Source organism: Streptomyces sp. F001 (assembly GCF_004187715.1).
Lineage (GTDB): Bacteria > Actinomycetota > Actinomycetes > Streptomycetales > Streptomycetaceae > Streptomyces > Streptomyces flavusporus.
Map to the genome: position 1 here is coordinate 98484 of NZ_QZWF01000016.1, position 22879 is coordinate 121362.

The following is a 22879-nucleotide window of genomic DNA, read 5'->3' on the forward strand; positions in this document are numbered from 1 at the left end:
GGGAGCGTGAGACGAAAAGCCAGAGGAAGACGGAAATCTGTGGACAACAATTCGAATGCTGTTCAGATTTCAACTGCGGAGAGTGAAAGTGGAGCCTTCGGCTCCTCGCCCGGGCCGGGAGCCTGAGATCTTCCGCCCGGAACCGGAGCGGGGTCAGGGGCCGTCCGGTGCCGGGAACCGCCGCTCGTTGCGGTCGATCTTCGCGTCGAGCGCGGCCAGCGGGTCGATGCCGAGCACCTCGCACAGCTGGAGCAGATACGCAAGGACGTCGGCCACCTCGTCCGTGACGCGGTGCGCGGTGTCGGGGTCGGACATGACGCGGGCCGACTCCTCCGGCGTCAGCCACTGGAAGATCTCGACCAGTTCGGAGGCCTCCACACTGAGCGCGGCCACGAGGTTCTTGGGCGTGTGGTAGCGCTGCCAGTCGCGCGCGGCGGCGAACTCGGCCAGCCTGCGCTGAAGCTTCGCCACGTCCAGGGCTTCAGTCACGCGTCAAGGTGTACCACCGTGACTCCGTCCGTCCCCTGCGCCCAGGACGCGTCGCTCACCGCGCCGACCAGGCGGATGTGCCCGCGCTCGCACATCCGCGCCGCCAGCCGCAGCAGTTCGCCGCACTGCCGTGGGTCGAGTGCGCGGTCGAAGCCGTCGGCGAGGACGGTGAGCGTCTGCATGGCCGCCGGCACCTCGCCGGCCGGGTCGACCTCCAGGACGCCCGGGCCGGTGAGCAGCACCAAGGTCAGGGCGAGGTATCGCAGCTCACCGTCCCCGAGCCGTTCGAGGGCGGTCCGGATGCCGTCGCCCCGGTCCAGCACCGCGCGGACCGTGCCGGCGCCGAGCGGTTCGGCGAGGACCTCCGCGACGGTTCCGGCGCATCCCGCGCGCACCGCGGCGACGAGCTGCGCATGCCGCCGGGCGCACTCCGCGCGGGTGCGCCACAGGACGTCGGCCAGGTTGTCGCAGCCGCCGAGCAGCCGGCCGGAGCCCATCGGCACGGGGAGGCGCATGCGTTCCGGCCGCGGGTCGCAGGAAAAGACGGAGCGCAGGGCGACGACCATCTGTTCGGCGGCGGCGAGGACGCGCCGCTGTCCGTCGGTCTTGCCGGCCACCCGTAGCGGCAGCAGCGCGGTGCCGAGCCGGTCGTCGGGCAGCGGGGCGCGGGTCACCGGCGCCGAGCCGGCCGTGTGCCAGGCGGCCTGTACGGCGCGCCGGCCCGGGTCGCGCAGGGCGGTCTCCAGCAGGACCACGCCGTCGGCCGACAGCCGCTCCCCCACGACACGCAGGTCGGGTTCGGCCTGGACGGCGACGTCGAGCCGGACCGGGCCCTCGGGGCCGTCGGCCGTGCAGCCGATGCGGAACCCGCGGCGGCGCTGGGCGTCGGGCCGGGCGCGTTCGGGCACGCAGGCGGCCGGGGCGGGGAACGCCTCGCCGAGTTCGGCGCCACCACCGAGCCGGGCCAGTGCGTCGTACGCCCGCAGCGCACTCGTCTTGCCGGAGCCGCTGAGCCCCGCGAGCAGGGTGAGCGGGCCGAGCGGGAGTACGGCACCGCGGTGTCCGGCGAAGGCGGAGAGTCGCAGCTCGGTGACGTGCGGCCGGTCCGGCGACCCGGGGCGGGGCGGGGTGGAGATGCCGGACGCGGACGTCATGGATGACACGGACATATCCGGACCGTAGGACTCCATGATCGGACGAACCGTTCCGCCTCCGGGACCTTCCTACGATCGGGCGACCGTACGGGAGCGATGTCACCCCCAGGGGGTGCCCGCCCGGTGTGCGCCGACCCTCACGGGCCGGACACACCCGCGCCCTCCATCAGACCCTGCACCTCGGTACCGGGCGGCGTCAGCAGGAACACGTTGCGGTCCACGCGGTGCATTCCGCTGCCCCGGCCGAAGACGACGCCCGTGCTGAAGTCCAGGACCCGCTTGGCGACCTCCGTCTCGGCGCCGGTCAGGTCCAGCAGCACCGGGATGCCTGCCATCAGCGTCTCGGCGACCTCGCGGGCGTCCCCGAACACATTGACCCGGAGCACGACGAAACGACGGCGCGTCTCGGTCTCCGCCTCCGGCAGCGCCCGGTGGTCCACGGCGGACGGCCAGGCATCGCGGCCGCGCAACGGAACGACCTGGGCGAGTCCTTCCCACTGTTCATCGGTGACGTCGTGGCTGTTCACCGGCTCCCCCCGATCTGACTCGCACTCGTCGCCTGCACCAGGCAATTCTTACGGCAAGTCACCCGTTCGGCCGAACAGCGACACGGTCTGCGACGATTTTGCGGCCCTTTCCTCCGGAGTTGCGGCTTAGTTCCTTCAGGCGGCGGCGCGGGTGAAGCGGAGCGTGGTCGCGACCGTGGTCAGGCCGCCCATCATGCGCAGCTGGTTCCAGGTCATGCCGAACTCGTCCCGGTCCACGGTGAACTCCGCATCCAGCGTGACCTGTTCGGCGTCGGCCCCGAGGAGGCGGCCGACGAAGGTCAGCGGCCTGCTGACGCCGAGCACGGTGAGCTGACCGTTGACGTGCACCTTGTCACCGTCGCGCAGCTGGGCCTCGCGGGCGACGAAGGTGATCTCCGGGTGGCTGTCGGCGTCGAAGAAGTCGGCGGACCGCAGGTGCGTGTCGCGCTTGGCGTTCTTGGTGTCGAGGGAGGCCACATCCAGGGTGAGGGTGCCGGTGGCGGTGCCGTCGGGGCGGACCTCACCCCGGCCGCTGACGGTCCCGAAGGCGCCCTTGACGGTGACCAGGCCCCAGAACGTCTTGTGCCGCACGGCGACGGTGGAGGCGGTGGTGTCGAGCTGCCACAGGCCGGTTTCCACGGCGACGCTCATGATCGTTCTCCTGTCGGCCGGGTACTCCGCATGAGTACTCCAAATTTGGATGACCTCACGCTAGCCGACTGTCCAAATCTGAACAACTTCCTCGTCCAAAATTGGACGACAGGTACACTCGAAACCATGGCCGACCCCGCCAAGCACCCCGCTGACCTGCCCGCATGCCCGTCCGCACAGGGCGGCGGCCTGCTGCCGCCGGAGCTGCGCGCCTGGATGCTGATGCGGGCCACGATGGGGGCCGTGGAGCAGCGACTGCGGTCGGTGGTGAAGGAACGGCTCGACGTGTCCCACGACGAGTTCCTGGTGCTGTGCCTGCTCGCCGAGCAGCCCGAGGGCGGCCTGCGCATGACACGGATCGCGGAACTGCTGGGCCGTCCCAAGACCCGGCTCACCTACCAGATCGCCTGCCTCCAGCGCGCCGGTCTCGTCACCCGCCGGTCGGCCTGCGGAGACCGGCGGGGCATCGAGGTCACCGTCACGGACCAGGCCCGGCGTCTGCTGGAGGAGGCGTCCGGGGCCCTGGCGGAGACGGTCACCGAGGCCCTGGCCACCTGCGTCGGACAGGCCGAACAGGAGGCGTTGTCCGGCCTGCTGCCGGGGCTCACTGGCGAGGCGAGGGGCGAGTAGGGCCTGCCCGGCGGATCAGGCCGGCTTCAAGGAACGGCACCTCATCGGCACAGGTGAGCGGGGCGGTACGGCTGCTGGAGCACGCGGGCCGGCAGGTCGCCGTCCCCGACGAGCCGCTGTGCTGCGAGCCGACCTGGATCCCCACAGGCCAACTGGGCACCGCCGAGCGCATCCTGGCCCGCACAGTGCGGCGCCTCGCCGGGCATCTCCGGGCTGATGGCCGGCCTGGAACCGAGCTGCACGGCCGTCTTCCGGGCCGACGCCGGAGAGCTCTTCCCCAGGGACCACGACGTGCGCAGGCTCCCGTGTTTCCTTTGGGATCCGTGGTGATCCGTAGTGGTGTGTCATGGGGCAGGCACTGATACCGGTGTCGTATGTGAGTGCGTGGATCGAATGCGTGACCTTTCCGTGGGCGTGTCGTTGATCGGATGACAGCACCACGGGTAAGGGAAGGGGGGCCGGTGAGCCGGAGGCTGCCGCTCGGTGAGGGCGAGACGGTCCGCCCCGCCTGTGCCCGTGGTCTGCTGCGGACGGGCGTGGTGGAGAAGACGGGCGAGGTGCTGTCGGCCGCGGCCCTGGCGATGGGGGTCCCCCCGGCTCGAGCGAAGCCGAGAGCTGGGGGAGGGTCGGGTGGGCGGCCGATCTGGTGTCCCACATGGCCGCCGGGCTGCTGGCCGCGTGCTGGAACGCCGCCGACGTGGACGCGCTGGCCGCTGGTGTGGATGCCGGGGGCAGGGCGCTGCCGACGAACGCGTGGATGGCACTGCGGCGCCTGGGCTGGACGATCAGCCCGCCGGAGGGCATCCGTGTCAATGACCGGATGATGCGCATGGCCCAGGAGCAGGCCGGGCGCCTGCTGCGGTCGGCGAAGTGGCGGGCCGACCTGACCACGGGAGTCCTCGCGACGTGGCCCGCCGATCCAGGCAGGCGCACCCCGGGCGAGTGGGATGCCGTCCGTGAGGCCGTCCCCGACGGCCGGCACCTGCCCTCCAGCATCATCAGGTGCCGGACCCGGCAGATCGCCGCCTTCCAGCACAGGCGCGGCCGCATGCCGGCTGACGTGTTCGAGCTGGAGGCCGCACCCGACGCGGCGCGGATGCTGTTGCTGTCGGCCTGTGACGGGCAGCAGGCGACCATCGTCCGCGCCGACGATCCGGGCCGGGCGCTGCTGCGGTTGCAGCTGCCCACCCGCCCCGACCCGCGCTCCTACCGGGACTGGACGTGGGTGGCCTGCCCGATCACACTCCCGCCGACCGTCCCGCCCGGCGCGGTACTGCACCTGCCCACCCTGCGCACCCGCTCCGGCCGGGTCCACGCCGACCTCGCCTTCACCCACGCCGTGCCGAAGGCCCGGCGCACCGGGCACACCATCGCACTCGGCGTGGACTGGGGCCTGAACACCCTGCTCAGCGCGGGCGCCGTCCGGCTGCACGACGACGGGAAGATCACCGCTGTCGGGGCCGGTGCCCAGTTCCGCCCGGCCGGTGTGCTGGCCAAGCAGCACCGGCTGCGCCGCGTGTGCGAGTACCTGCACGCCAAAGCCGCCCACTACCAGCGGCTCATCAACGACACCGACAGCCATTCCCTGACCGGCAGGCACGCCGTGCTGGCCGAGGAGATCCGGCACGTGTCGGACCGGCGCTCCCACCTCAACGACGCCCTGGCCTGGTCCGCCGCACGGTGGACGGTCGACCAGGCCATCACCGCCGGTGCGAGCGTCATCTACGTCGAGGACCTGCGCTCGCTGGAGGCCCGGGGCATGGGCCGCAGCCTCAACACCCGCCTGTCCCAGCAGGTCCGCGGGCAGATCGTGGACCGGATGCGGCACCTGGCCGCCGAGGCGGCATCGCCGTGGTCACCGTCCCGCCCCGCAATACTTCCCGGCGCTGCCCCCGCTGCCTCGTCCCGCTGCGCCACCGAAAAGCCCCCGACCGGCCCACCACACCCGGCTGGAAATGGGCCCTGTGCCCGAACCCCGAGTGCGGCTGGCAGGGCGACCGCGACATGGGCGCCTGGCTGGGGGTGCCCCCTCTGGGGGAGCATCGCCGCCCGCGGCCTGACCCACCAGACCAAGACCGCCACCGACCGCGCCAGCGGCGCCATGGCCATCCGCAGCGTGGTCGACGCACTCGAAGCCACCGCGGTGGTCGAACCGGCCACCCCACACACTCGCCGAGACCGGTCCAAGACCGGGCCCACCCGGCGCCGCACCCCACGCCCCGCGCCCAGGCGACGCAGGGCACCCTCCCCCACCGGCCCCTCGGGCCCGGCAGGCAAGCGTCCGGAGGGACACGCACCACCGGGCCGGACGCGGCTGCCCCGCGCAGCCCACCGGCACCAGGGCGTGACGACGATCAGCACACCCACCACCCGCCGGCACAGGCCCCAAGGGGCGGCACTGGGCGCAGGATTCCACCTGCACGCCCACGCCACCCCACCACGGTGGAAAACGATCCAACCGATCCCACAACCTGCGGATCACACAGGATCACTTAGCTGATCAGAGACGCTGCGCAGCCAGACGGTGCCCCTGGCCGAGCTGCTCACCGAGCACAGCCCCGGCTACGCGCCGCCTCCGGTGCCGGGCTCGCGGGCGCTGGCGCAGGTGCACTGTCACCAGCACGCGGTGCTGGGCTGGGACGCCGACCGGGAGCTGCTGCGGCGCGCCGGGGCCGATGTGGAGCGGCTGGAGTCCGGGTGCTGCGGGCTGGCCGGGAACTTCGGCTTCGAGCGGGGTCATCTGCAGGTCAGCCGGGCGTGCGCGGAACGCGTACTGCTGCCGAGGCTGCGCGCGACGGATGCGGAGACGGCCGTCCTGGCCGACGGCTTCAGCTGCCGTACGCAGATCCACGAGTTCGACAGCGGCGGCCACGAGGCGGTCCACCTGGCGGAGCTGTTGGCCTCCGCGCTGCCGGGCGCCCCGGACGGAGGGTACGGCACACGCCCCGCCCCTCCGGGCCGTACCGCCAAGGCGCTCGCACTCGCCGGAACCGGACTGGCCGTGGGAGCCGCCGTCGGCCTGCTGCGCCGGCCGGCCCGCCGAACCCGACGCGTCCTGGCGCCGATACCTTGACCGACGATTCCGACGTATTACCGCCGGGCCGCCCGTCGACGTACCCATGAAATTCGGTGCCGTGCCGGGAATGCGAATCGATCGGTATTCTTCGGCTCGTCCACTCGGATCTCCCTGCCATTTCTGTGCGTTGCATTTCTTCGCCGGTACTCTCGTCGGCGTACTCCCGTGGGTGTATTGCCACCCCCGGAACGCCCCGGGGAGTACCGCCCCTTTCCCCCTTCTGCGCGACGCAGCGTGCCTTTCGCTGCGGAAGCCTGGATGCGCTCACAACTTTTGATTGAACAGCGGACATCCAGAAGGAGGCCGGCCCCATGGGTAGCGCGGCGCAGCAGAGCGGGAGCGGCACACGACGACGGGCGCTGCCCTGGGCGGTGCTCGGCCTGTGGGTCGGGTTACTGGTCCTGATCGCCCCGTTCTCGGGCAAGCTCTCGGACGTACAGGTGAACCGCGCGGTCGACTATCTGCCGACCAGCGCGGATTCCACGCAGGTGGCCAGGATCCAGGACAGTCTGCCGGGCGGTGAGGCCACATCGATCGTCGTCGTCTACCACCGCGACGGCGGCCTCACCGAAGCGGACCGCACCACCGCGGCCGACCAGATCGCGCAGGTCGAGGGCGACTTCGACCTCAGCGCCGGGCCGCAGGCCGTGACGTCCCAGGACGGCACCACGGTGATGTACCCCGTCAGCACCACCGCGCCCGGCCAGGACGACGAGGCCCGTGACGAGTTCGTCGCCGGTGTGCGGGACATCACCCGTGGCGGTGACGGACTCGACGTGAAGGTCGGCGGCCCCGACGCCATCTCCACCGACGCGCGCGAGGTGTACGGCTCCCTGGGCGGTCCGCTGCTCTACACCACCGCCGCCATCGTCGCGATCCTGCTCGTCCTCATCTACCGCAGCCCGTTCCTGTGGCTGGTGCCGCTCATCGTCGCCGGTATCGGCGACTTCATGTCGATGGGCGTCGCGTACGGCCTCCACGAGCTGTTCGGAACCACCATCAGCAGCCAGAGCTCCAGCGTGATGACGATCCTGGCGTTCGGCGCGGGCACCGACTACGCGTTGCTCATCGTCGCCCGCTACCGCGAGGAACTGCGGCGCGTCGTGCACCCGTACGACGCGATGCGGGCCGCGCTGCGCGGCTGCGGCCCCGCCGTCCTCGCCTCGTCCGGCACCGTCGCCGCCGGTCTGCTGTGCCTGCTCGCGGCCGACCTCGGCAGCAGCCGTGGCATGGGGCCGCTCGGTGCCGTCGGCGTGCTGTGTGCGCTGGTCGCGATGATGACGCTGCTGCCCGCCCTGCTCGTGCTGCTGGGCCGCCGGGTGTTCTGGCCGGTGGTGCCGGCCTACGGTTCGCAGCCCAAGGAGCGCCGTTCGCTGTTCGCCTCCATGGGCAGCTCCGCGGGCCGCCGGCCGATGACGGTCCTGCTCGGCGGTGTCGTCGTGCTGGGTGCGCTGACCCTGGGCACGCTGAACCTCCCCGGCAGTCTCAAGCAGGAGGACTCCTTCACCGAGACGCCGGACTCGGTGGTGGCCATGAAGACGCTCGCCGAGGCGTTCCCCGAACGCGGCACGGAACCCGTCGTCGTCACCGCGCCGACCGACAAGGCGGACGCGATCCTCGGCACGGTGCGGGGCACGTCGGGCGTCGAGAACGCGGAGCTCGGGCGGTCCGGCGGCGGCTGGACCGAGATCGCCGTGATCACCGAGTCGGTTCCGCAGACCCCCGCCGAGTCCGAGACGATCAAGAAGCTGCGGAGCGAACTGCACGGCGAGGGCGCCTACGTGGGCGGTCCCAGCGCCGAGCAGCTCGACCTGAAGGAGACCAACAACCACGACCGTGTCGTCGTCGTGCCCATCGTCCTGGCCGCCGTACTGCTCATCCTGATCGCCCTGCTGCGCAGCCTGGTCGCACCGCTGATCCTGCTCGCGGCGGTCGTCGCGGTGTGGGGTGCCTCGCTGGGCATCGCGGGTCTGGTCTTCGAGCCGCTGTTCGGCTTCGAGGGCACCGACCCCGGACTGGGGCTGCTGTCCTTCGTGTTCCTCGTCGCCCTCGGGGTGGACTACGGCATCTTCCTGATGCACCGCATGCGCGAGGAGTGCCTGGACGGGGCCGAACCCTCAGTCGCCGCGCTGACCGCGCTGCGGACGACCGGATCCGTGATCGCCTCGGCGGGCCTGGTGCTCGCGGCGACCTTCGCGGTGCTCACCAACATGCCGATGGTGCAGCTCGTCGAGCTCGGTTTCACGATCATGGTCGGTGTGCTGCTGGACACCTTCCTGGTGCGTACGTATCTCGTGACCTCGGCGAGCCTCGCGCTCGGCCGGAAGGTCTGGTGGCCGGGTCCGCTGTCCCGGCGGCCGGCGGCGCGTTCCGTCGAGCGGGAACTGTCCCCCACCGCGTGACGGTTCGCCGACCGGGGCGTCCCTCTTTCAGAGGGACGCCCCTTCGACAGAGGATGGCGGTGTGAATGTGAGTGACACGTTACGGCGGTTGGGCAGGGCTGTGCCCGGCAACCGCCGGGTCATGGTCGACGACAGCCTGCTCGCGGCGGCGATGGCCGCAAGCGCCGTGGTCGTCACGCAGGTCGGCGGGACCAGCGGCCGTGCACCCGACGCCTTCGGCTGGCTGCTGCTGCTCGCGGCGCACATCCCGATGGTGTGGCGGCGTACGGCGCCGATCCGCTCGTTCCTTGCCCTGACGGCCTTTCTGGTGCCGTACCACGCCCTCGACTACGACCACGGGGCGCTGATGGCCGCCTCGATGGCCGCCCTGTACACCATCGCCTCCACGGGGCCCGTCCTGCGCTCCGCGCTCGCCGGAGCCGGGGTGGTCGGACTGATGCTCACGGTGAAGTTCGCGCAGGGCCTCAACGAGGGCACCGCCGCGCTGCGCGTCTCCGGGTGGATCATCGCCTTCCTCGTCCTCGGCATCTGCATCCGCTACCACCGCCAACACGTCGCCGCCGTCCTCGAACGGGCCGAACGCGCCGAGCGCAGCCGCGAGGAGGAGGTCCGCCGCCGGGTCATCGAGGAGCGGCTGCGGATCGCCCGCGACCTGCACGATCTGCTGGCGCACAGCATCACGCTCGTCGGTGTGCGCACCTCCGTCACCGCGCACGTGCTGGAGCAGGATCCCGATCGCCTGGACCGTGCGGCCGTCGCCAAGACGCTCGAGGACATCGCCGAGGCGTGCCGTGCCGCGCGGGTCGAACTCCGCGCCACCCTGCAGGTCCTCAGGTCGGGACCGGACGACACGCGCGGCCCGCTGCCCGGCCTCGACGCCCTGTCGGACCTGGTCGCCACGGCCCGCGCCGCGGGAGCCACGGTGCGCCTGGACGTCGCCGAGACCCAACCGCCGGCCGCCGTCGGCGCGGCCGCCTACCGCATCGTGCAGGAGGCCCTGACCAACGCGGTACGGCACGGCGGCCCGAACCCTGCGATCCGCCTCACCGTGCGCGAACAGGCCGGGTCCCTGCACGTGTCGGTCACCAACCGCGGCACCGCACCCGCCGTGCCCTCGGTGCATCCGCCCGGCTTCGGCCTCGTGGGCATGCGGGAACAGGCCCGCAGCGTGGGCGGCATGCTGGAGGTCGAGCCGCGCCGGGACGACGGTTTCGAGGTGCGGGCCGTGCTGCCCTTCACCACCTCTCCGCTGTCCGCCGCGTCCGCCGAGCCGGCCCCGGCTCAGGCCCCGGCGGCGGCCTCCGCACGCCCGTCCGTGACGGCCACGTTCGGCAGACCCTTTCGCCTCGATCCGTCCGGTGGCGGTGCCCAGTGACCGAGACCGCTCCCATCCGTGTCCTGCTCGCCGACGACCAGACGCTCGTACGGGCCGCCTTCGCCATGCTGGTCGACTCGGCCCCGGACATGGAGGTCGTCGGGCAGGCCGGCACCGGCCACGAGGCCGTGGAACTGGCACGCTCCACCCGGGCCGACCTCGTCGTCATGGACATCCGCATGCCGGACCTCGACGGGATCGAGGCGACCCGGCTGCTGGCCGCCGACGAGGACCTGGCCGGCGTGAAGGTGCTGACGCTGACGACGTTCGACACCGACCACCACATCATCGAGGCACTGCGCGCCGGCGCCTCCGGGTTCCTCGTCAAGGACACCAAGCCCGCCGAACTGCTGGAGGCCATCCGGACGGTGGCCGCCGGAGACGCCCTGCTCTCCCCGGGCCCGACCGCCCGTCTCATCGCCCAGGTGCTGCGCGCCCCCGACGCGGCACCGCGCTCCGCCCCCGTCGCCGGTCTGACGATGCTGACCGCCCGGGAGCGCCAGGTGCTGACCCTGGTGGCACGCGGCCTCAACAACAAGGAGATCGCCGATGCCCTGGGCGTGAGCCCGCTGACCACGAAGACCCAGGTCAGTCGCATCATGGGCAAGCTCGGCGCGCGTGACCGGGCCCAACTGGTGATCGTGGCCTACGAGTCCGGCCTGATCACCCCGGGCGCGGACTGACGACGCCGCTCCACGCGCCGGCCGCGCAGCACGCCTCCGGCCGCTGCCCGCGAGTGCCGGGGCAGCGGCCGGAGGCGTGCTGCGTCGACGGCTCAGCTCACCAGCTCGCCCTTCTCCGCGGGTACCTCGGCGGACCTGCGCTTCTCGGCGCGGGTCCCGAGCCAGGCCCGTAGCCTGCGCTCGATCGGATCCTCGTAGAAGCGGTGCACGAGCCAGCCCACCAGGAGCGAGACCGCGAGGCTGACGGCGCCCCACAGCCAATGGGCGTTGACCGGTGTGACGGGGTCGAGGAAGAAGTCCACCATCTCCTTGTCGGGGTAGACCATCGCCGCGACCGTGAAGAGCACCGTGAAGTGGAACAGGTAGACGCCCATGGACGTCCTGCCGAGCGCCACCAGGGCGGGCCTGCTGAACAGCGAGCCGTGGCCGTCCACTTCGCGCTGTGTGTAGGCGGCCAGCAGTAGGGCGTACATCGGTGCCATGACGAGGTCCAGCGGGTCGTGCGGCACCTCGCTGCGCACCGAGGTGCCGCTCATCGCCAGCATCACGCCGAGCACGACCGCCATGGCCGCGTACACCTGGCCGACCGAGAAGCGGAACTTCAGGCCCCGCCGCATCGCCGCCGCCATCCAGACACCGCACAGGAACTCGTGGATGCGGCCCAGCGGGGAGTAGATGCCGAAGGTCAGACCGCTCGCGTCCTCCAGCGCGAGCGGCTCGCCGGGCGGGTAGGCGGCCCACAGGGCGATCCTGATCACCCAGCCGTAGGCCAGCGTCAGGCCGGCCAGCCACAGCAGCTGCCGGGGGGTGCGCCGCAGCGCGAACCGGCCCACCCACAGGAAGATCGCGTAGAAGAACACGACGCACGACAGCATCCACGTCACGGGGTTGGTCGACTCGAGCACGACCGGCGGTATCCACGCCTGCACGAAGAACAGCGCGGCCACGGCGGCGCCGATCATGTGCGCGGCGTCGGTGGCGGGGTCGGCGAGCGCGAAGCCGAGGGGCAGCGCGAGCGCGATGACCAGCGTGGGCCAGATCCGCGCCATACGGCGGCCGAGGAACCACCCCAGCCGGTCATTGCCCCGGAAGCTCCAGGTCAGCGCGAACCCGGACAGCACCAGGAAGAAGGTGCCGCCGGAACCTGCGAGCCCGAGCACGTCGTTGACGTGCGGGACGGGCATCAGCACCGCCAGATGAGAGATGAACACGGTCATCGACATCAGAAACCGCAGACCGGTGAGGGAACGGACGTTCCGCAGTGGCGGTGGCTGCAGTTCTTCGTTGCCGGGCTTGGTCATTTTCGCCTCACTGAAGTCTCGGGTCGACCCGTCGACGGTCCCAGCAGGCGGCAAAGTCCCCATCAATCCCGGGCAAACCGCATATCCCGCCAACGCGCCCAGCGCAGTCGCGCGGCCGGGCCGCGGGACTGCGCTGGGCATGGTGGGGGCGAGATGTGGCCGGTTGGACTCAGTCGATGCCGCGGACGATATGGGGCTCGATCGGCTCCTCCTCCACGCCGGCGAGCCCGAGCACGGGCATCAACAGCTCTTCCCACACCTCTTCACGGTCCAGCAGTTGTTCCTCCTGCTCCTCGTTCATCACTCCTCCTGAAGATCGTGCGGCTGCGAACGGGCCGGCCTCGCTACCTCGTCGCCGCCTCGCGCAGGGCGGCGGCGCGGTCGGTCCGCTCCCAGGTGAAGTCGGGCAGCTCACGGCCGAAGTGACCGTAGGCGGCCGTCTGCGCGTAGATCGGACGCAGCAGGTCGAGGTCCCGGACGATGGCGGCCGGGCGCAGGTCGAAGACCTCCGTGACCGCCTGCTGGATGCGCTCCCCCGGGACCGTCTCGGTACCGAAGGTCTCGACGAACAGACCGACGGGCCTGGCCTTGCCGATGGCGTACGCGACCTGCACCTCGCAGCGTCGCGCGAGTCCGGCGGCGACCACGTTCTTGGCGACCCAGCGCATCGCGTACGCCGCGCTGCGGTCCACCTTCGACGGGTCCTTGCCCGAGAAGGCGCCGCCGCCGTGGCGGGCCATGCCGCCGTACGTGTCGATGATGATCTTCCTGCCGGTCAGGCCGGCGTCGCCCATCGGGCCGCCGATCTCGAACCGTCCGGTCGGGTTGACCAGGAGACGGTAGGAATCGGTCTCCAACTTGATCCCCTGATCGGCCAGTTGGGACAGCACCGGCTCGACGACATGCTGACGGACATCGGGCGTCAGCAGCGTGTCCAGGTCGATGTCCGCGGCGTGCTGCGTGGAGACGACGACGGTGTCCAGACGTACGGCGCGGTCGCCGTCGTACTCGATGGTGACCTGCGTCTTGCCGTCGGGCCTGAGATACGGGACGGTGCCGTCCTTGCGCACCTGGGTCAGCCGGCGGGACAGCCGGTGCGCCAGCTCGATCGGCACGGGCATCAGGCTCGGCGTCTCGTCGCTGGCGTAGCCGAACATCAGGCCCTGGTCGCCGGCGCCCTGCCGGTCGAATGCCTCGTCGTCGCCCGCGCCGGGGTCCTGCACGCGTGCCTCGTAGGCCGTGTCCACCCCCTGCGCGATGTCCGGCGACTGGCCTCCGATCGACACCGAGACCCCGCAGGACGCGCCGTCGAACCCCTTGGCCGACGAGTCGTAGCCGATCTCCAGCACGGTCTGCCGCACCAGCGCGGCGATGTCCGCGTACGCCGAGGTGGTGACCTCACCGGCGACATGGACCTGACCCGTAGTGATCAGCGTCTCCACCGCGACACGCGCGGTCGGGTCCCGGCTGAGCAGCGCGTCGAGGATCCCGTCACTGATCTGGTCGGCGATCTTGTCCGGGTGACCTTCGGTCACCGACTCCGAGGTGAACAGCCGCTTGGCCATCGTGTGCTCCGTTGCGAGGGGTGAGGGGGCGAGGGAAGGGTGGTCGCCCCGGCGGCACGGGCCGCCGGGGCGCTGATCAGGGGTCGGTGTAGAAACGCGCCCAGATGTCGATCTCGTCGGGGGACAGCGGCACATGGCTGCTCAGCCGCTCCGGATGCCCGTCGGGCGGGGCGTCGAGCAGTGGTGCCGGCGACTCCGGCTGCGCGGCGGGGATTTCGGGCGGCGGCGGGTGCACCCACATCAGACCCGCGGCCTTGAGCCCCTCGTACACGGTGGTCAGAAACCACGTCCCGCAGACGACAACTCCTCGGGACAGGGCTGCGAAGTACCCCTGGCTCTCCCCTTTGTCCTCGGCGGGACCGCCGGACGGGCTCTCCCCGTCCGCTTCGCGCTCTCTGTCCGGCATGACGCGCCCGCTCCCCGCCTATTCCGGGATGATCACTTCGCGCGGGGCGGACCCGCCGCTCGCGCCGGCCGTCGACTCCGCGGGGGCGAGATAGCGCATCTCCTCGGGAGCCTCGTCGAGCAGCCATGCGGACATGGCCTTCAGCTCCGGAATACCCGGGAACATGAACCGGCGGTTCTTGTCCTCGATGCCGATGCCACGCAGGATGCCGGGCGAGTTCTCGATGACCGCCATGAGCCGTCGGCCGGCGACGGCGGCGGGGAGTTCCCCCCGGTCGACCGCGTCGCACAGGGTGACCATCTGATCGAAGACCGCCTTGTACTCGGGCTGGTCGGGAAGCAGCAGGCCCGGATAGGGCACGTCCTCCATCTCCCGGAAGACACGGTCGTCCCGCGTCTTGCGGTAGCGCTCGATGAACCGGTCGAAGCGGAGGTTGATCGGCACCTCGGCGGCCGCCCACACGCGGTAGACCGCGTTCCACAGCTCGTAGTCGGAGAACGCGATGAACGAGGCGTTGACCAGCTGGTCGTTGTAGCGGATGAGACCCTTCTGCAGGGTGTCGACATAGCGGAACCGCTCCACGTCGAAGTCGTCCTCGCGCAGGGCGTCCAGCAGACGCCAGGCGAAGGAGTTGATGATCTCCGTGGTGTTGGTCAGGCCGCGCGAGTAGAGCGGGTCGAGGAAGCCCGCGGCGTGCGACATGAGGCACCAGCGGTGGCCGACGGTTTCCTTCGAGGTGTACTGCAGCCGGCCGGTCGAGACCCAGGGGCGGACCGTCACCGCGTCGGCGAAGATCCGCTCGACCGCGGGGAACCGCTTGACGAAGGTGCGGAACTCGTCCTCCGGGGTCACCCCCTCCTGCTTCGGATAAAGCCGCTCGTCGTAGGTCAGGCCGACGCTCACCAGCGGGTTCTTCGACCTGGGCTCGTTGTTGAACGGGATGGACCAGATCCAGCCCCGCTCGAACATGTGGTGCATGGTGCCCTGCACCCAGGGGATCGGCGGCAGGTCCTCCGGCTCCATCCGCAGGACGTCGTCGGTCGGCTTCACCCCGATCATGTGCGTGAACAGGGACCGCGAGTGGTGCTTGAGGGCGTCCGGTCCCTCCCGCAGCCCGAGCTTGTCGGCCACCGGCGAGCGGAAGCCGCTGCCGTCCACGAGGTAGCGGGCGGTGAAGCGCTCCCCCGCCGCGTCGGCCACGGCGACCTGGTCCTCGCCCAGCTCCAGGTCGGCGACCCGGAAGCCCTGTCGTACGGCACAGCCGTACTTGATCGCGGTGTGGAAGAGGAAGGCGTCGGTGTCCTGCCGGAACAGGTGCCCGGTCTGCAGCGCCTTGGAGGGCGGGCTGAACTGGTTGACCTCCAGGGGGTCGGGCTCCTCACCTTCCTTGTGCAGCATGAAGCCGAAGTGCTTCTTGACCCCGGACGTCGGGCCGATGTTGTGCAGGCCCCCTTCGTACGACGTCAGGTACTCCAGCTCCGGAATGCCGTAGCGCTCGGCGAGCTGCCGGTACCCCTTCAGGGTGTACAGGGTCGTGGACTCCCCCACGGCGAACTTCGGATGCACCGCGGCGTCGATGAGCAGCACCCGGACGTCCTGGCGCGCCAGAATGGCGCCGAGGACCGTGCCGGCGCTGCCCGCGCCCAGGATGATGACGTCGTAGTCGTACTCGACCGCGCCGGATCGCGTCATGTCGGTCTCCTCTTCCTCACGTGCCGTCAGCGGCTGGGGCGGTGATCTGCGCAACGACTTCGCCGGTGTCGAAGACATTCCAGTCCCGCACGACCTTGCCGTCGCGGATCTCCCAGATGACGATCCCGGAGACCTTGATCCACCGTCCCGAGGCGGGAACCCCCCGGTACACACCGGTGTGCCGGGCGGTCGTGGTGTAGTGCGTCACGACATGGCTGCCGTCCGTCAGGACCAGATCCAAGGTGACGCCGATGTCGGAGAACGCGCTGTGCACCGCACGCACGCTCCGGCGGGGCCCGTCCGGGCCGACCTTCCTGCCGTTCAGTACGAAGTCGTCCGCGAAGACCTCCCCAGCGACGCTCGCATCGCCCTCGGCCCAGCCCTTGGCGAACCAGAACTCGGCGAGCCGCGCGTGCTCCGGTGCCGCGGTGGCGCCGGTCACTTCTTGGTCCCGGAGACGACGACGAAGGTGCCGAGCATGAGGAAGGTGCCCTGGGTGTCACGGCGCTGGATCTCCTCGCCCCAGCCCAGGGCCCGGGTCTCCTCGGCGATGCCCTGTGCGGCGGCGGCCGCGGCGGCCTTGCTCACCCAGGTCAGGGCGTCGGCGGCGGCCAGGCTGGTCAGCGCCACGGGCAGAAGCTTGACAGTGACGTCGACGGCGCCCGCCTCGATGAGCAGCCTGCGCAGCTGGCGCGCCACCCAGGCGTTGGGCACATGCTCGCCCCACCAGGTCATGATCCGCCGGGTCAGGTCACGGTCCGTCAGGTCCGGTGCCCACAGCCCGTGGTCGGGGTCGGTGATCAGCACCTGCCCGCCGGGCTTGACCACCCGGAGCATCTCGGCGACGGCCGCCGCGGGGTCGGGCACGTGCTCGATGACGCGCTCCGCGCGAGCGGCGTCGAAGGTGTCGGCGGCGAACGGCAGCGAACCCGCCTCGCCGTGCAGGAACTCCACCTCGGCGGCCCCGGGGCCGGCCGGCGTCGCCTGCGCGATCAACTGCTCGCTGGAGTCGATCCCCACGACCCTGCCGCCGGGGCCGACCCGCTGCGCGATCGCCCGCACATCGGCGCCGGTGCCGCAGCCGACGTCCAGGACATGGCTGCCGGTGGTCACGCGCAGCATGTCGTCGAGTTCCGTCTTGACGGACGCCAGCACGATCGCGGCCTGGTCGAGGAACTTCTTCGCGTCGTCAGCCGCACGCCATACGTCGGCCGGCTTGACCTGGCCCGTTCCGGTAGTCATCGATCGGCTCCCAGTGATGAGTCGTGAATTCACCCGCCGGACGGGCGGGATCTGCCGGACGTCACCGTCCACGCAAGATCACGGGACCGATGACGCTTCGACGGTACGGACGGCCGATAAAGCACCGCGAAAGCACGGTGACGGCCTGCCGTGAATCGCCGGGCGACCAGCCGGTTTCACATGGTTTTCACCACGCGTTCAGGACGGTCGCGGCCACGTCCCGCACCGTGTGGTCGAGATAGAAGTGACCGCCCTCGAAGACGCGCAGCTCACCCTTGGCCGTGGTGTGGGCCCGCCATGCCGCGGAGTCCCGGAGCGAGACGATCGGATCGTGCGTGCCGACCAGCGCGGTTATCGGGCAGGTCACCCGCGCGTCCGGAGCCGGCCGGTACTTCTCCACCGCCCGGTAGTCGGCCCGCACGGCGGGCAGTGACATCGCACGGATCTGTGCCGCGGACAGGCGGGCGGGATCAGTGCCGCCGAGTCTGCACAGTTCGGCGACAAGTGCATCGTCATCACCGAAATGCGCCGTCGGCTGTCTGAAAACCGACGGCGCGGAAACTGCTGATGCAAACAAACGCCTGGGGCCAGGAGCGGAAACCTGCTGGAGACGCAGGGCCACCTCAAAGGCGACGAGGGCACCGAGACTGTGCCCGAAGAACACGAAGGGCCCCTCCACCGCAGGTCGCAGCGCCTCGAACGCCGCATCGGCGAGCTCCGCGATGCTTTCCAACGGCGGTTCCGCGCGCCGCTCTTGACGTCCCGGATACTGAACCGCGAGGGTCTCGGCATGCGGGGCGAGCTCGATCGCCAGGGGGCGGAAGTAACTGGCGGACCCACCGGCGTGCGGAAAGCACACCACGCGGACCGAGCTGTCCGGGGCCGCGACCAGCCGCCGTATCCAGGGTGTTTCTGTGTGCGTCAGCATCGCAGGCGCCCTCCAGCACATGAGGCGGCAGCCGCCTCTTTCATCGGATGCAGTGCCGGGCACGAGCGTAGGCAGCACAACAAGTGGGGGAAACAAGGGAATCGACCGCTTAAACCAGAACTGACAGCGCGCTTAATCTCTTCTTCACCGCACACTCGACAGGACGGGCTTGCGCCCCGCGGTATCCAGACGGTTTGATTACCAAGTCCTACGACTGTGCGCACTTCCGCATGCCACAAGTACCGTAATCCACAACATACTCGGGGGTATTCGTATGTCCTTACGTCGTTCCCTGCTCAGCCTACGCATAGCCGCATTGCTCCAGTCCGTACTCCTCATCGCCCAAGTCGCCCTGGCCGGCGGCTTCCTCGGCGGGCATTTCGACATGCTGCAGATGCATGGCGTACTCGGCCGCGGGATCGTGGTGGTGGCCCTGCTGATGGCCGTGGCCGCCTTCCTGGTGCGCCGGGCGGGCGGGCCGTCGTCGATCCTCGGCACTTCGGTCGTGCTGCTGCTCGCGCTCATCGGCCAGATGGCGCTCGGCCTGAACCGCAGTGTGGCCGCACATGTGCTGCTCGGCGTGCTCATCGTCGCCGCCGTCGCCGTCCTCTCCCAGCGCGTGATGACCACACCACTGCCGCCCGGAAACTCCTCCGGCACGCCGAAGCGTGAGTCGGAGCTGGTCTCGTGAGGCGCCGCACCTTCCTGGGCACAGGCGGCGCCGTTCTCGGCGTGGGAGCCGTGACGCTGGCGGGCTGGCCGCTGCTGCGCTCCTACTTCAGCGAGGGCAAGCCCGGCGAACTGCTGAGCAGCACGGCGAAACTGCCCGAGCCCTACCAGGTCCCCCTGCCCGTACCGCCCGTGCTGGAGCCCGCCTCCACGAGCGGCACCACGGACTCGTACGACATCACCCAGCGCGTGGCCGAGTTGGAGATCCTGCCGGGTCTGCGGACGAAGGCCTGGACGTACGGCGGTACGTTCCCGGGGCCGACCATCGTCTCCCGCTCCGGGCGGCGCACCGTGGTCCGGCACCGCAACGAGCTGGACCAGCCGGTCGTCGTGCACCTGCACGGCGGACACACCCCGGCGGCGAGTGACGGCTATCCGACCTCGCTGATCCTCCCCGCGAACGGCTCCTACGACGCCCACCGTGCGGCCCAGGACATGGCCGGCGGCAAGCACGGCATGTCCATGGACCACGGGACGATGGACCTGGCCGAGGGCGTGCGGAGCTACACCTATCCGCTCGAGCAGCGCGCCGCGACGCTCTGGTACCACGATCACCGCATGGGGTACACCGGGGCGAGCGTGTGGATGGGTCTGGCCGGGTTCCATCTCGTCCACGACGAGGAGGAGGAGCGGCTGCCGCTGCCGGGCGGCGAGCGTGACATTCCACTGATGATCACGGACCGGTCCTTTGCGGAGGACGGATCGTTCCGTTATCCCTTGGTGGATCCTCAGTTCCACGCTCCGGGCGTCACCGATGCCTATATGAACGGCGTGCTGGGTGACGTGGTGCTGGTCAACGGTGCGCCCTGGCCGGTGCACGAGGTGGAGCGGCTCCGCTATCGACTGCGGTTCCTCAACGCGTCCAACGCCCGTCTGTACAAACTGGAGTTGGACCCGCAGCCGGAGGGCGGTGACGCCTTCGTCCAGATCGGCAGCGACGGCGGGCTGCTGGCCGGCCCCCGCCGTCACGACTCCCTGGAGATCGCCCCCGCCGAGCGCTTCGACGTCGTCGTCGACTTCTCCCGGTACCGGCCGGGCACCAAGGTGCGCCTGCTGAACCGCTTCGGAGACGGCACGACCGCCGAGGTCATGCGCTTCGACGTGGGGTCGGGGTCGCCCGCTGACGACACGACGGTGCCCGAGAAGCTGAGCGAGGTGGTCCCGCTGGATCCGGGCCGGGCCTCGGTCACCCGGGACTTCCACTTCCGCGGCTCGGCCGCGGGCTGGACCATCAACGACCTGGAGTACCAGCCCGGTCGGGCGCTGGCCCGGCCCAGGCTGGGACAGACCGAGGTGTGGCGGTTCACCACGAACTTCCACCACCCGATCCATCTCCACCTGGACCACTTCCAGGTGGTCTCGCGCAACAACCGGGATCCCGGAGCGTTCGACCACGGCTGGAAGGACACCGTGGACCTGCGTCCGGCCGAGGCCGTCGAAGTAGTCGTCCGCTTCACGGACTACGCGGGCCCCTTCATGCTCCACTGCCACAACCTGGAGCACGAGGACATGGCCATGATGGGTGACTTCGTCACCGAGTAGGGCCCCGCCGAGCGGCCGGCCGCCTTCCCGTCGAGGGAGGCAGCCGGCCCTTTTTCGTCTGCTTGACGGCCGCTTCATCCGACTCCCCTGAGATGGGTGGGGACAGCGGTGAGCGGACCCGGCGGAGTGAGGCGAACGCATGACAGCAGCACCGGCCCACTCGGCCCCTACGGCTCATTCCGTCGTGACGTTGGCGAGGATCTTCTCCAGCAGCCGGCTCAGCTGCGCGATCTCGCTGTCGCTGATTCCCTCCAGCATCCGCTCATGGCTGCGCAGGGCGATGGACTCGATCTTCGAGTACATCGCGTCGCCCTCCGGGGTGAGCTCGACCGTGACCGCCCTGCGGTCGGCACCGCTCCGCGTCCGCAGCACGATTCCCCGGCGCTCCATCGTCTCCAGATGGCGGGTGAGCGTCGGCCCCTCGATGCTCAGGTACTCGGCGAGTCTGCGCTGGATCATCGGCCCCTCGAGCTTCAAGGTGGCCAGCACGGTCCAGGTGGCGAAGGTGATGCCGGATCTGCCGAGCTCCGCCTCGAAGAACGCGCGCGACTCCTTCGCAGCCAGTCGTAGTTTGGGGGCGATGCTGCTACGCAGCCACATCGGACCGGCGTCCGCCCCTGTCGTGTCGTGCCGCGGCACCCGCGCCTCCGCTCGTCCCTTGCTCACCGTGAGTATCCCCCGCCGTCCTTCCGGCGAGCAAAAGCAGGTTGACCATGAATCAATTAGTTCGTTAGGGTACTAACTATTTTGTGGACCGGCAACCAGCAGGAGCCAACGTGAGCGAGTTACGTTCCGAAGCCGCTGCCCCCTCAGCCCCGGCCGGGACCGAACCACCGTCGCGACGCGCATGGCTCGGCCTCGCCGTCATCCTCCTGGCCGCCTTCATGGAACTGCTGGACGTCACCGTGGTCACGGTGGCCTCGCCGGAGATCCAGGGCTCCTTCCACACCAGCTACGCCCAGGTGCAGTGGATCCTGGCGGGCTATCAACTGACCTTCGCCGCGGGCCTGGTGGCCGGCGGACGACTCGGCGACATCTACGGGTGCCGACGCGTCTTCGTCTATGGCGTGCTGGCGTTCACCGGCGCGTCATTGCTGTGCGGCATCGCCTCCAGCGGCCCGCAGATCGTGCTGTTCAGACTGCTCCAGGGGCTCGCCGCGGCCCTGATGTTCCCGCAGGTCCAGGCGCTCATCCACGTCACCTTCACCGGCCGGTACCGCGCCGCCGCGTTCGGTGCGCTGGGCGGCGTGACCGGACTCGCCGGCATCGCCGGGCCACTGATCGGCGGGGCGCTGATCGAACTGGACCTGTTCGGCACCGGCTGGCGGATGATCTTCCTGATCAACGTGCCCATCGGGGTACTCGCCGCGATCGGGGCGAGCCTGCTGGTGACCGAATGGCGGTCCGCGCAGCGCCCCCGGCTGGACCTGTGGGGCACCGTCCTGGGCACCCTCGCGGTGACCCTGGTCGTCTTCCCGCTGATCCAGGGGCGGGACGCCGACTGGGCGTGGTGGATCTGGGGTCTGCTCGCCCTCTCCGCACCCGCCGTCCTGCTGTTCCTGCTGCACCAGCGCCGGCTCGAACGGCGCGGCGGATGGCCGGTGATCGACCTGGGGCTGTTCCGCGGCGGGTCCTTCGGCACCGGCCTGGTCGTGCAGTTCATGAGCTTCGCGGGAATCTCGGCCTTCTTCCTGGTGCTGGCCGTGGAACTGCAGGCGGGGTACCAGTGGTCAGCGCTCCGGACCGGACTGGCCTTCCTGCCCATCGCGTTCGGCACGGGTCTCGCCTCCGGGATCGCCATCCCGCTCATGCCCAGGCTGGGCAAGCGGGTGGTACAGCTCGGGGCCGCCGTGATGATCCTCGGGATGATCGCCCTGATGGCCACGCTCAGCGCCTACCCCACCGACCTGTCCTTCTGGCGGCTGGTACCCGCCGGGCTCGTGGTGGGGCTGGGCCTCGGTGTGATCGTGACCACGGTGAACGACGTCGTGCTGGCCGAGGCGGTCGGCCCCAGCGCCGGATCCGCGGCCGGGGTGAAGGCCATGGTGGGCCAGTCCGGCAACGCGCTCGGGGTCGCCGTGCTGGGCGCGATCTTCTTCGGTCTGCTGAGCGGCAACGCCTCCGCCGCCGTCCATGACGGACTGCCCCACTTCCGGGCCGAGTTGAGGCAGCTGTCCGTACCGGTGCAGACCGCGCGGAGCCTGGAGCGCTCCCTGGCCGACTGCTTCACGGCACGGGCCGAGGCCGGGGACCGGACCGAGGCTCCGCCCAGCTGCACCACGCTGACCGACCAGGCACGCCGGACCGGGAACCCGGCCGTGGGCCGCCTGGTGAACACCACACTCACCGAGACCGCACAGCGGCACTTCGCGGGCTCCATGAAGACCAGCCTTCGCTACGAGGTGGTGGTCTACGCCCTGGTCTTCCTGCTCGTCTTTCTCCTCCCGCTCCGCCGACTGCAGGCGGGTTCCAGGAACTGACCCAGCC

Annotated in this window: 21 protein-coding genes and 2 pseudogenes; 10 read left to right on the forward strand and 13 right to left on the reverse strand. The window is 70.5% G+C overall.

Annotation, left to right across the window (positions count from 1 at the left end; translation table 11 throughout):
* Nucleotides 1-153: 153 nt before the first annotated feature.
* The 4 genes from StrepF001_RS34745 to StrepF001_RS34760 all read right to left on the reverse strand — a co-directional run bounded on the left by StrepF001_RS34745 (nucleotide 154) and on the right by StrepF001_RS34760 (nucleotide 2821).
* Nucleotides 154-489, reverse strand: coding sequence for a nucleotide pyrophosphohydrolase (locus StrepF001_RS34745; RefSeq protein ID WP_129802158.1), 336 nt, complete (start codon nucleotides 487-489; stop codon nucleotides 154-156).
* Nucleotides 486-1658 (reverse strand): ATP-binding protein, encoded by a 1173-nt coding sequence (locus StrepF001_RS34750; RefSeq protein ID WP_129802159.1) that lies wholly within the window; start codon nucleotides 1656-1658, stop codon nucleotides 486-488. The genes StrepF001_RS34745 and StrepF001_RS34750 overlap by 4 nt, the downstream gene beginning before the upstream one ends.
* Nucleotides 1659-1780: 122 nt before the next feature.
* The gene (locus StrepF001_RS34755) at nucleotides 1781-2170 is read right to left on the reverse strand and encodes a cell division protein SepF (protein ID WP_206307028.1); all 390 of its coding nucleotides are present in this window, start codon (nucleotides 2168-2170) and stop codon (nucleotides 1781-1783) included.
* A 135-nt stretch (nucleotides 2171-2305) separates the two neighbouring features.
* Complete coding sequence (locus StrepF001_RS34760; protein WP_129802161.1) at nucleotides 2306-2821, reverse strand: YceI family protein; 516 nt, start codon at nucleotides 2819-2821, stop codon at nucleotides 2306-2308.
* Between the two features lie 126 nt (nucleotides 2822-2947).
* Between StrepF001_RS34760 and StrepF001_RS34765 the strand changes: the two genes are divergently transcribed.
* From StrepF001_RS34765 to StrepF001_RS34795, 7 genes and pseudogenes are all read left to right on the forward strand, one after another.
* Complete coding sequence (locus StrepF001_RS34765) at nucleotides 2948-3451, forward strand: MarR family transcriptional regulator (RefSeq protein WP_129802162.1); 504 nt, start codon at nucleotides 2948-2950, stop codon at nucleotides 3449-3451.
* Nucleotides 3452-3513: 62 nt separating this feature from the next.
* Nucleotides 3514-3754, forward strand: a pseudogene (locus tag StrepF001_RS48615) ((Fe-S)-binding protein); the annotation flags it as partial.
* A 1548-nt stretch (nucleotides 3755-5302) separates the two neighbouring features.
* Entirely contained in the window at nucleotides 5303-5947 is a 645-nt protein-coding gene (locus tag StrepF001_RS48620; RefSeq protein WP_240797810.1) for a transposase, read from the forward strand.
* A 13-nt stretch (nucleotides 5948-5960) separates the two neighbouring features.
* A pseudogene (locus StrepF001_RS34780) lies at nucleotides 5961-6524 on the forward strand (FAD-binding oxidoreductase); the annotation flags it as partial.
* A gap of 314 nt (nucleotides 6525-6838) precedes the next feature.
* Nucleotides 6839-8929, forward strand: a complete 2091-nt coding sequence (locus StrepF001_RS34785; protein ID WP_129802163.1) for an MMPL family transporter — start codon at nucleotides 6839-6841, stop codon at nucleotides 8927-8929.
* 88 nt (nucleotides 8930-9017) lie between these two features.
* Entirely contained in the window at nucleotides 9018-10304 is a 1287-nt protein-coding gene (locus StrepF001_RS34790; RefSeq protein ID WP_240797808.1) for a histidine kinase, read from the forward strand.
* On the forward strand, nucleotides 10301-10987 hold the full coding sequence (locus tag StrepF001_RS34795) for a response regulator transcription factor (protein ID WP_129802164.1): 687 nt from the start codon (nucleotides 10301-10303) through the stop codon (nucleotides 10985-10987). Before StrepF001_RS34790 ends, StrepF001_RS34795 begins: the two co-directional genes overlap by 4 nt.
* Before the next feature lie 92 nt (nucleotides 10988-11079).
* On the opposite strand, the gene StrepF001_RS34800 is transcribed toward StrepF001_RS34795, so the two are convergent.
* From StrepF001_RS34800 to StrepF001_RS34830, 8 genes are all read right to left on the reverse strand, one after another.
* On the reverse strand, nucleotides 11080-12288 hold the full coding sequence (locus tag StrepF001_RS34800) for an acyltransferase (RefSeq protein WP_165396456.1): 1209 nt from the start codon (nucleotides 12286-12288) through the stop codon (nucleotides 11080-11082).
* Nucleotides 12289-12457: 169 nt separating this feature from the next.
* Entirely contained in the window at nucleotides 12458-12589 is a 132-nt protein-coding gene (locus StrepF001_RS49730) for a hypothetical protein (protein ID WP_276322865.1), read from the reverse strand.
* 43 nt (nucleotides 12590-12632) lie between these two features.
* On the reverse strand, nucleotides 12633-13853 hold the full coding sequence (metK, locus tag StrepF001_RS34805) for a methionine adenosyltransferase (protein ID WP_129802166.1): 1221 nt from the start codon (nucleotides 13851-13853) through the stop codon (nucleotides 12633-12635).
* Nucleotides 13854-13929: 76 nt separating this feature from the next.
* Nucleotides 13930-14259, reverse strand: a complete 330-nt coding sequence (locus StrepF001_RS34810; RefSeq protein ID WP_129802167.1) for a DUF6059 family protein — start codon at nucleotides 14257-14259, stop codon at nucleotides 13930-13932.
* 18 nt (nucleotides 14260-14277) lie between these two features.
* Nucleotides 14278-15951 carry a tryptophan 7-halogenase gene (locus tag StrepF001_RS34815; protein ID WP_129802168.1) on the reverse strand — a complete coding sequence of 558 codons (1674 nt, stop codon included), beginning with the start codon at nucleotides 15949-15951 and terminating at the stop codon, nucleotides 14278-14280.
* A 16-nt stretch (nucleotides 15952-15967) separates the two neighbouring features.
* The gene (locus tag StrepF001_RS34820; RefSeq protein ID WP_129802169.1) at nucleotides 15968-16393 is read right to left on the reverse strand and encodes an ester cyclase; all 426 of its coding nucleotides are present in this window, start codon (nucleotides 16391-16393) and stop codon (nucleotides 15968-15970) included.
* Entirely contained in the window at nucleotides 16390-17193 is an 804-nt protein-coding gene (locus StrepF001_RS34825; protein ID WP_129802170.1) for a methyltransferase domain-containing protein, read from the reverse strand. Before StrepF001_RS34825 ends, StrepF001_RS34820 begins: the two co-directional genes overlap by 4 nt.
* Before the next feature lie 187 nt (nucleotides 17194-17380).
* A complete protein-coding gene (locus StrepF001_RS34830) occupies nucleotides 17381-18121 on the reverse strand; it encodes an alpha/beta fold hydrolase (RefSeq protein WP_129802171.1) in 741 nt (246 codons plus the stop codon).
* Between the two features lie 274 nt (nucleotides 18122-18395).
* On the opposite strand from StrepF001_RS34830, the gene StrepF001_RS34835 reads away from it, so the two are divergent.
* Both StrepF001_RS34835 and StrepF001_RS34840 read left to right on the forward strand, forming a co-directional pair.
* Entirely contained in the window at nucleotides 18396-18812 is a 417-nt protein-coding gene (locus StrepF001_RS34835; RefSeq protein WP_129802172.1) for a hypothetical protein, read from the forward strand.
* A complete protein-coding gene (locus tag StrepF001_RS34840) occupies nucleotides 18809-20392 on the forward strand; it encodes a multicopper oxidase family protein (protein ID WP_129802173.1) in 1584 nt (527 codons plus the stop codon). Before StrepF001_RS34835 ends, StrepF001_RS34840 begins: the two co-directional genes overlap by 4 nt.
* 174 nt (nucleotides 20393-20566) lie before the next feature.
* On the opposite strand, the gene StrepF001_RS34845 is transcribed toward StrepF001_RS34840, so the two are convergent.
* Nucleotides 20567-21058, reverse strand: coding sequence for a MarR family transcriptional regulator (locus StrepF001_RS34845; protein WP_129802174.1), 492 nt, complete (start codon nucleotides 21056-21058; stop codon nucleotides 20567-20569).
* 110 nt (nucleotides 21059-21168) lie between these two features.
* Here StrepF001_RS34845 and StrepF001_RS34850 point away from each other — a divergent pair, with 110 nt between their 5' ends.
* Nucleotides 21169-22872: an MFS transporter gene (locus StrepF001_RS34850; protein WP_129802175.1), complete on the forward strand. Its 1704-nt coding sequence runs from the start codon at nucleotides 21169-21171 to the stop codon at nucleotides 22870-22872.
* The last annotated feature ends 7 nt before the right edge of the window (nucleotides 22873-22879 follow it).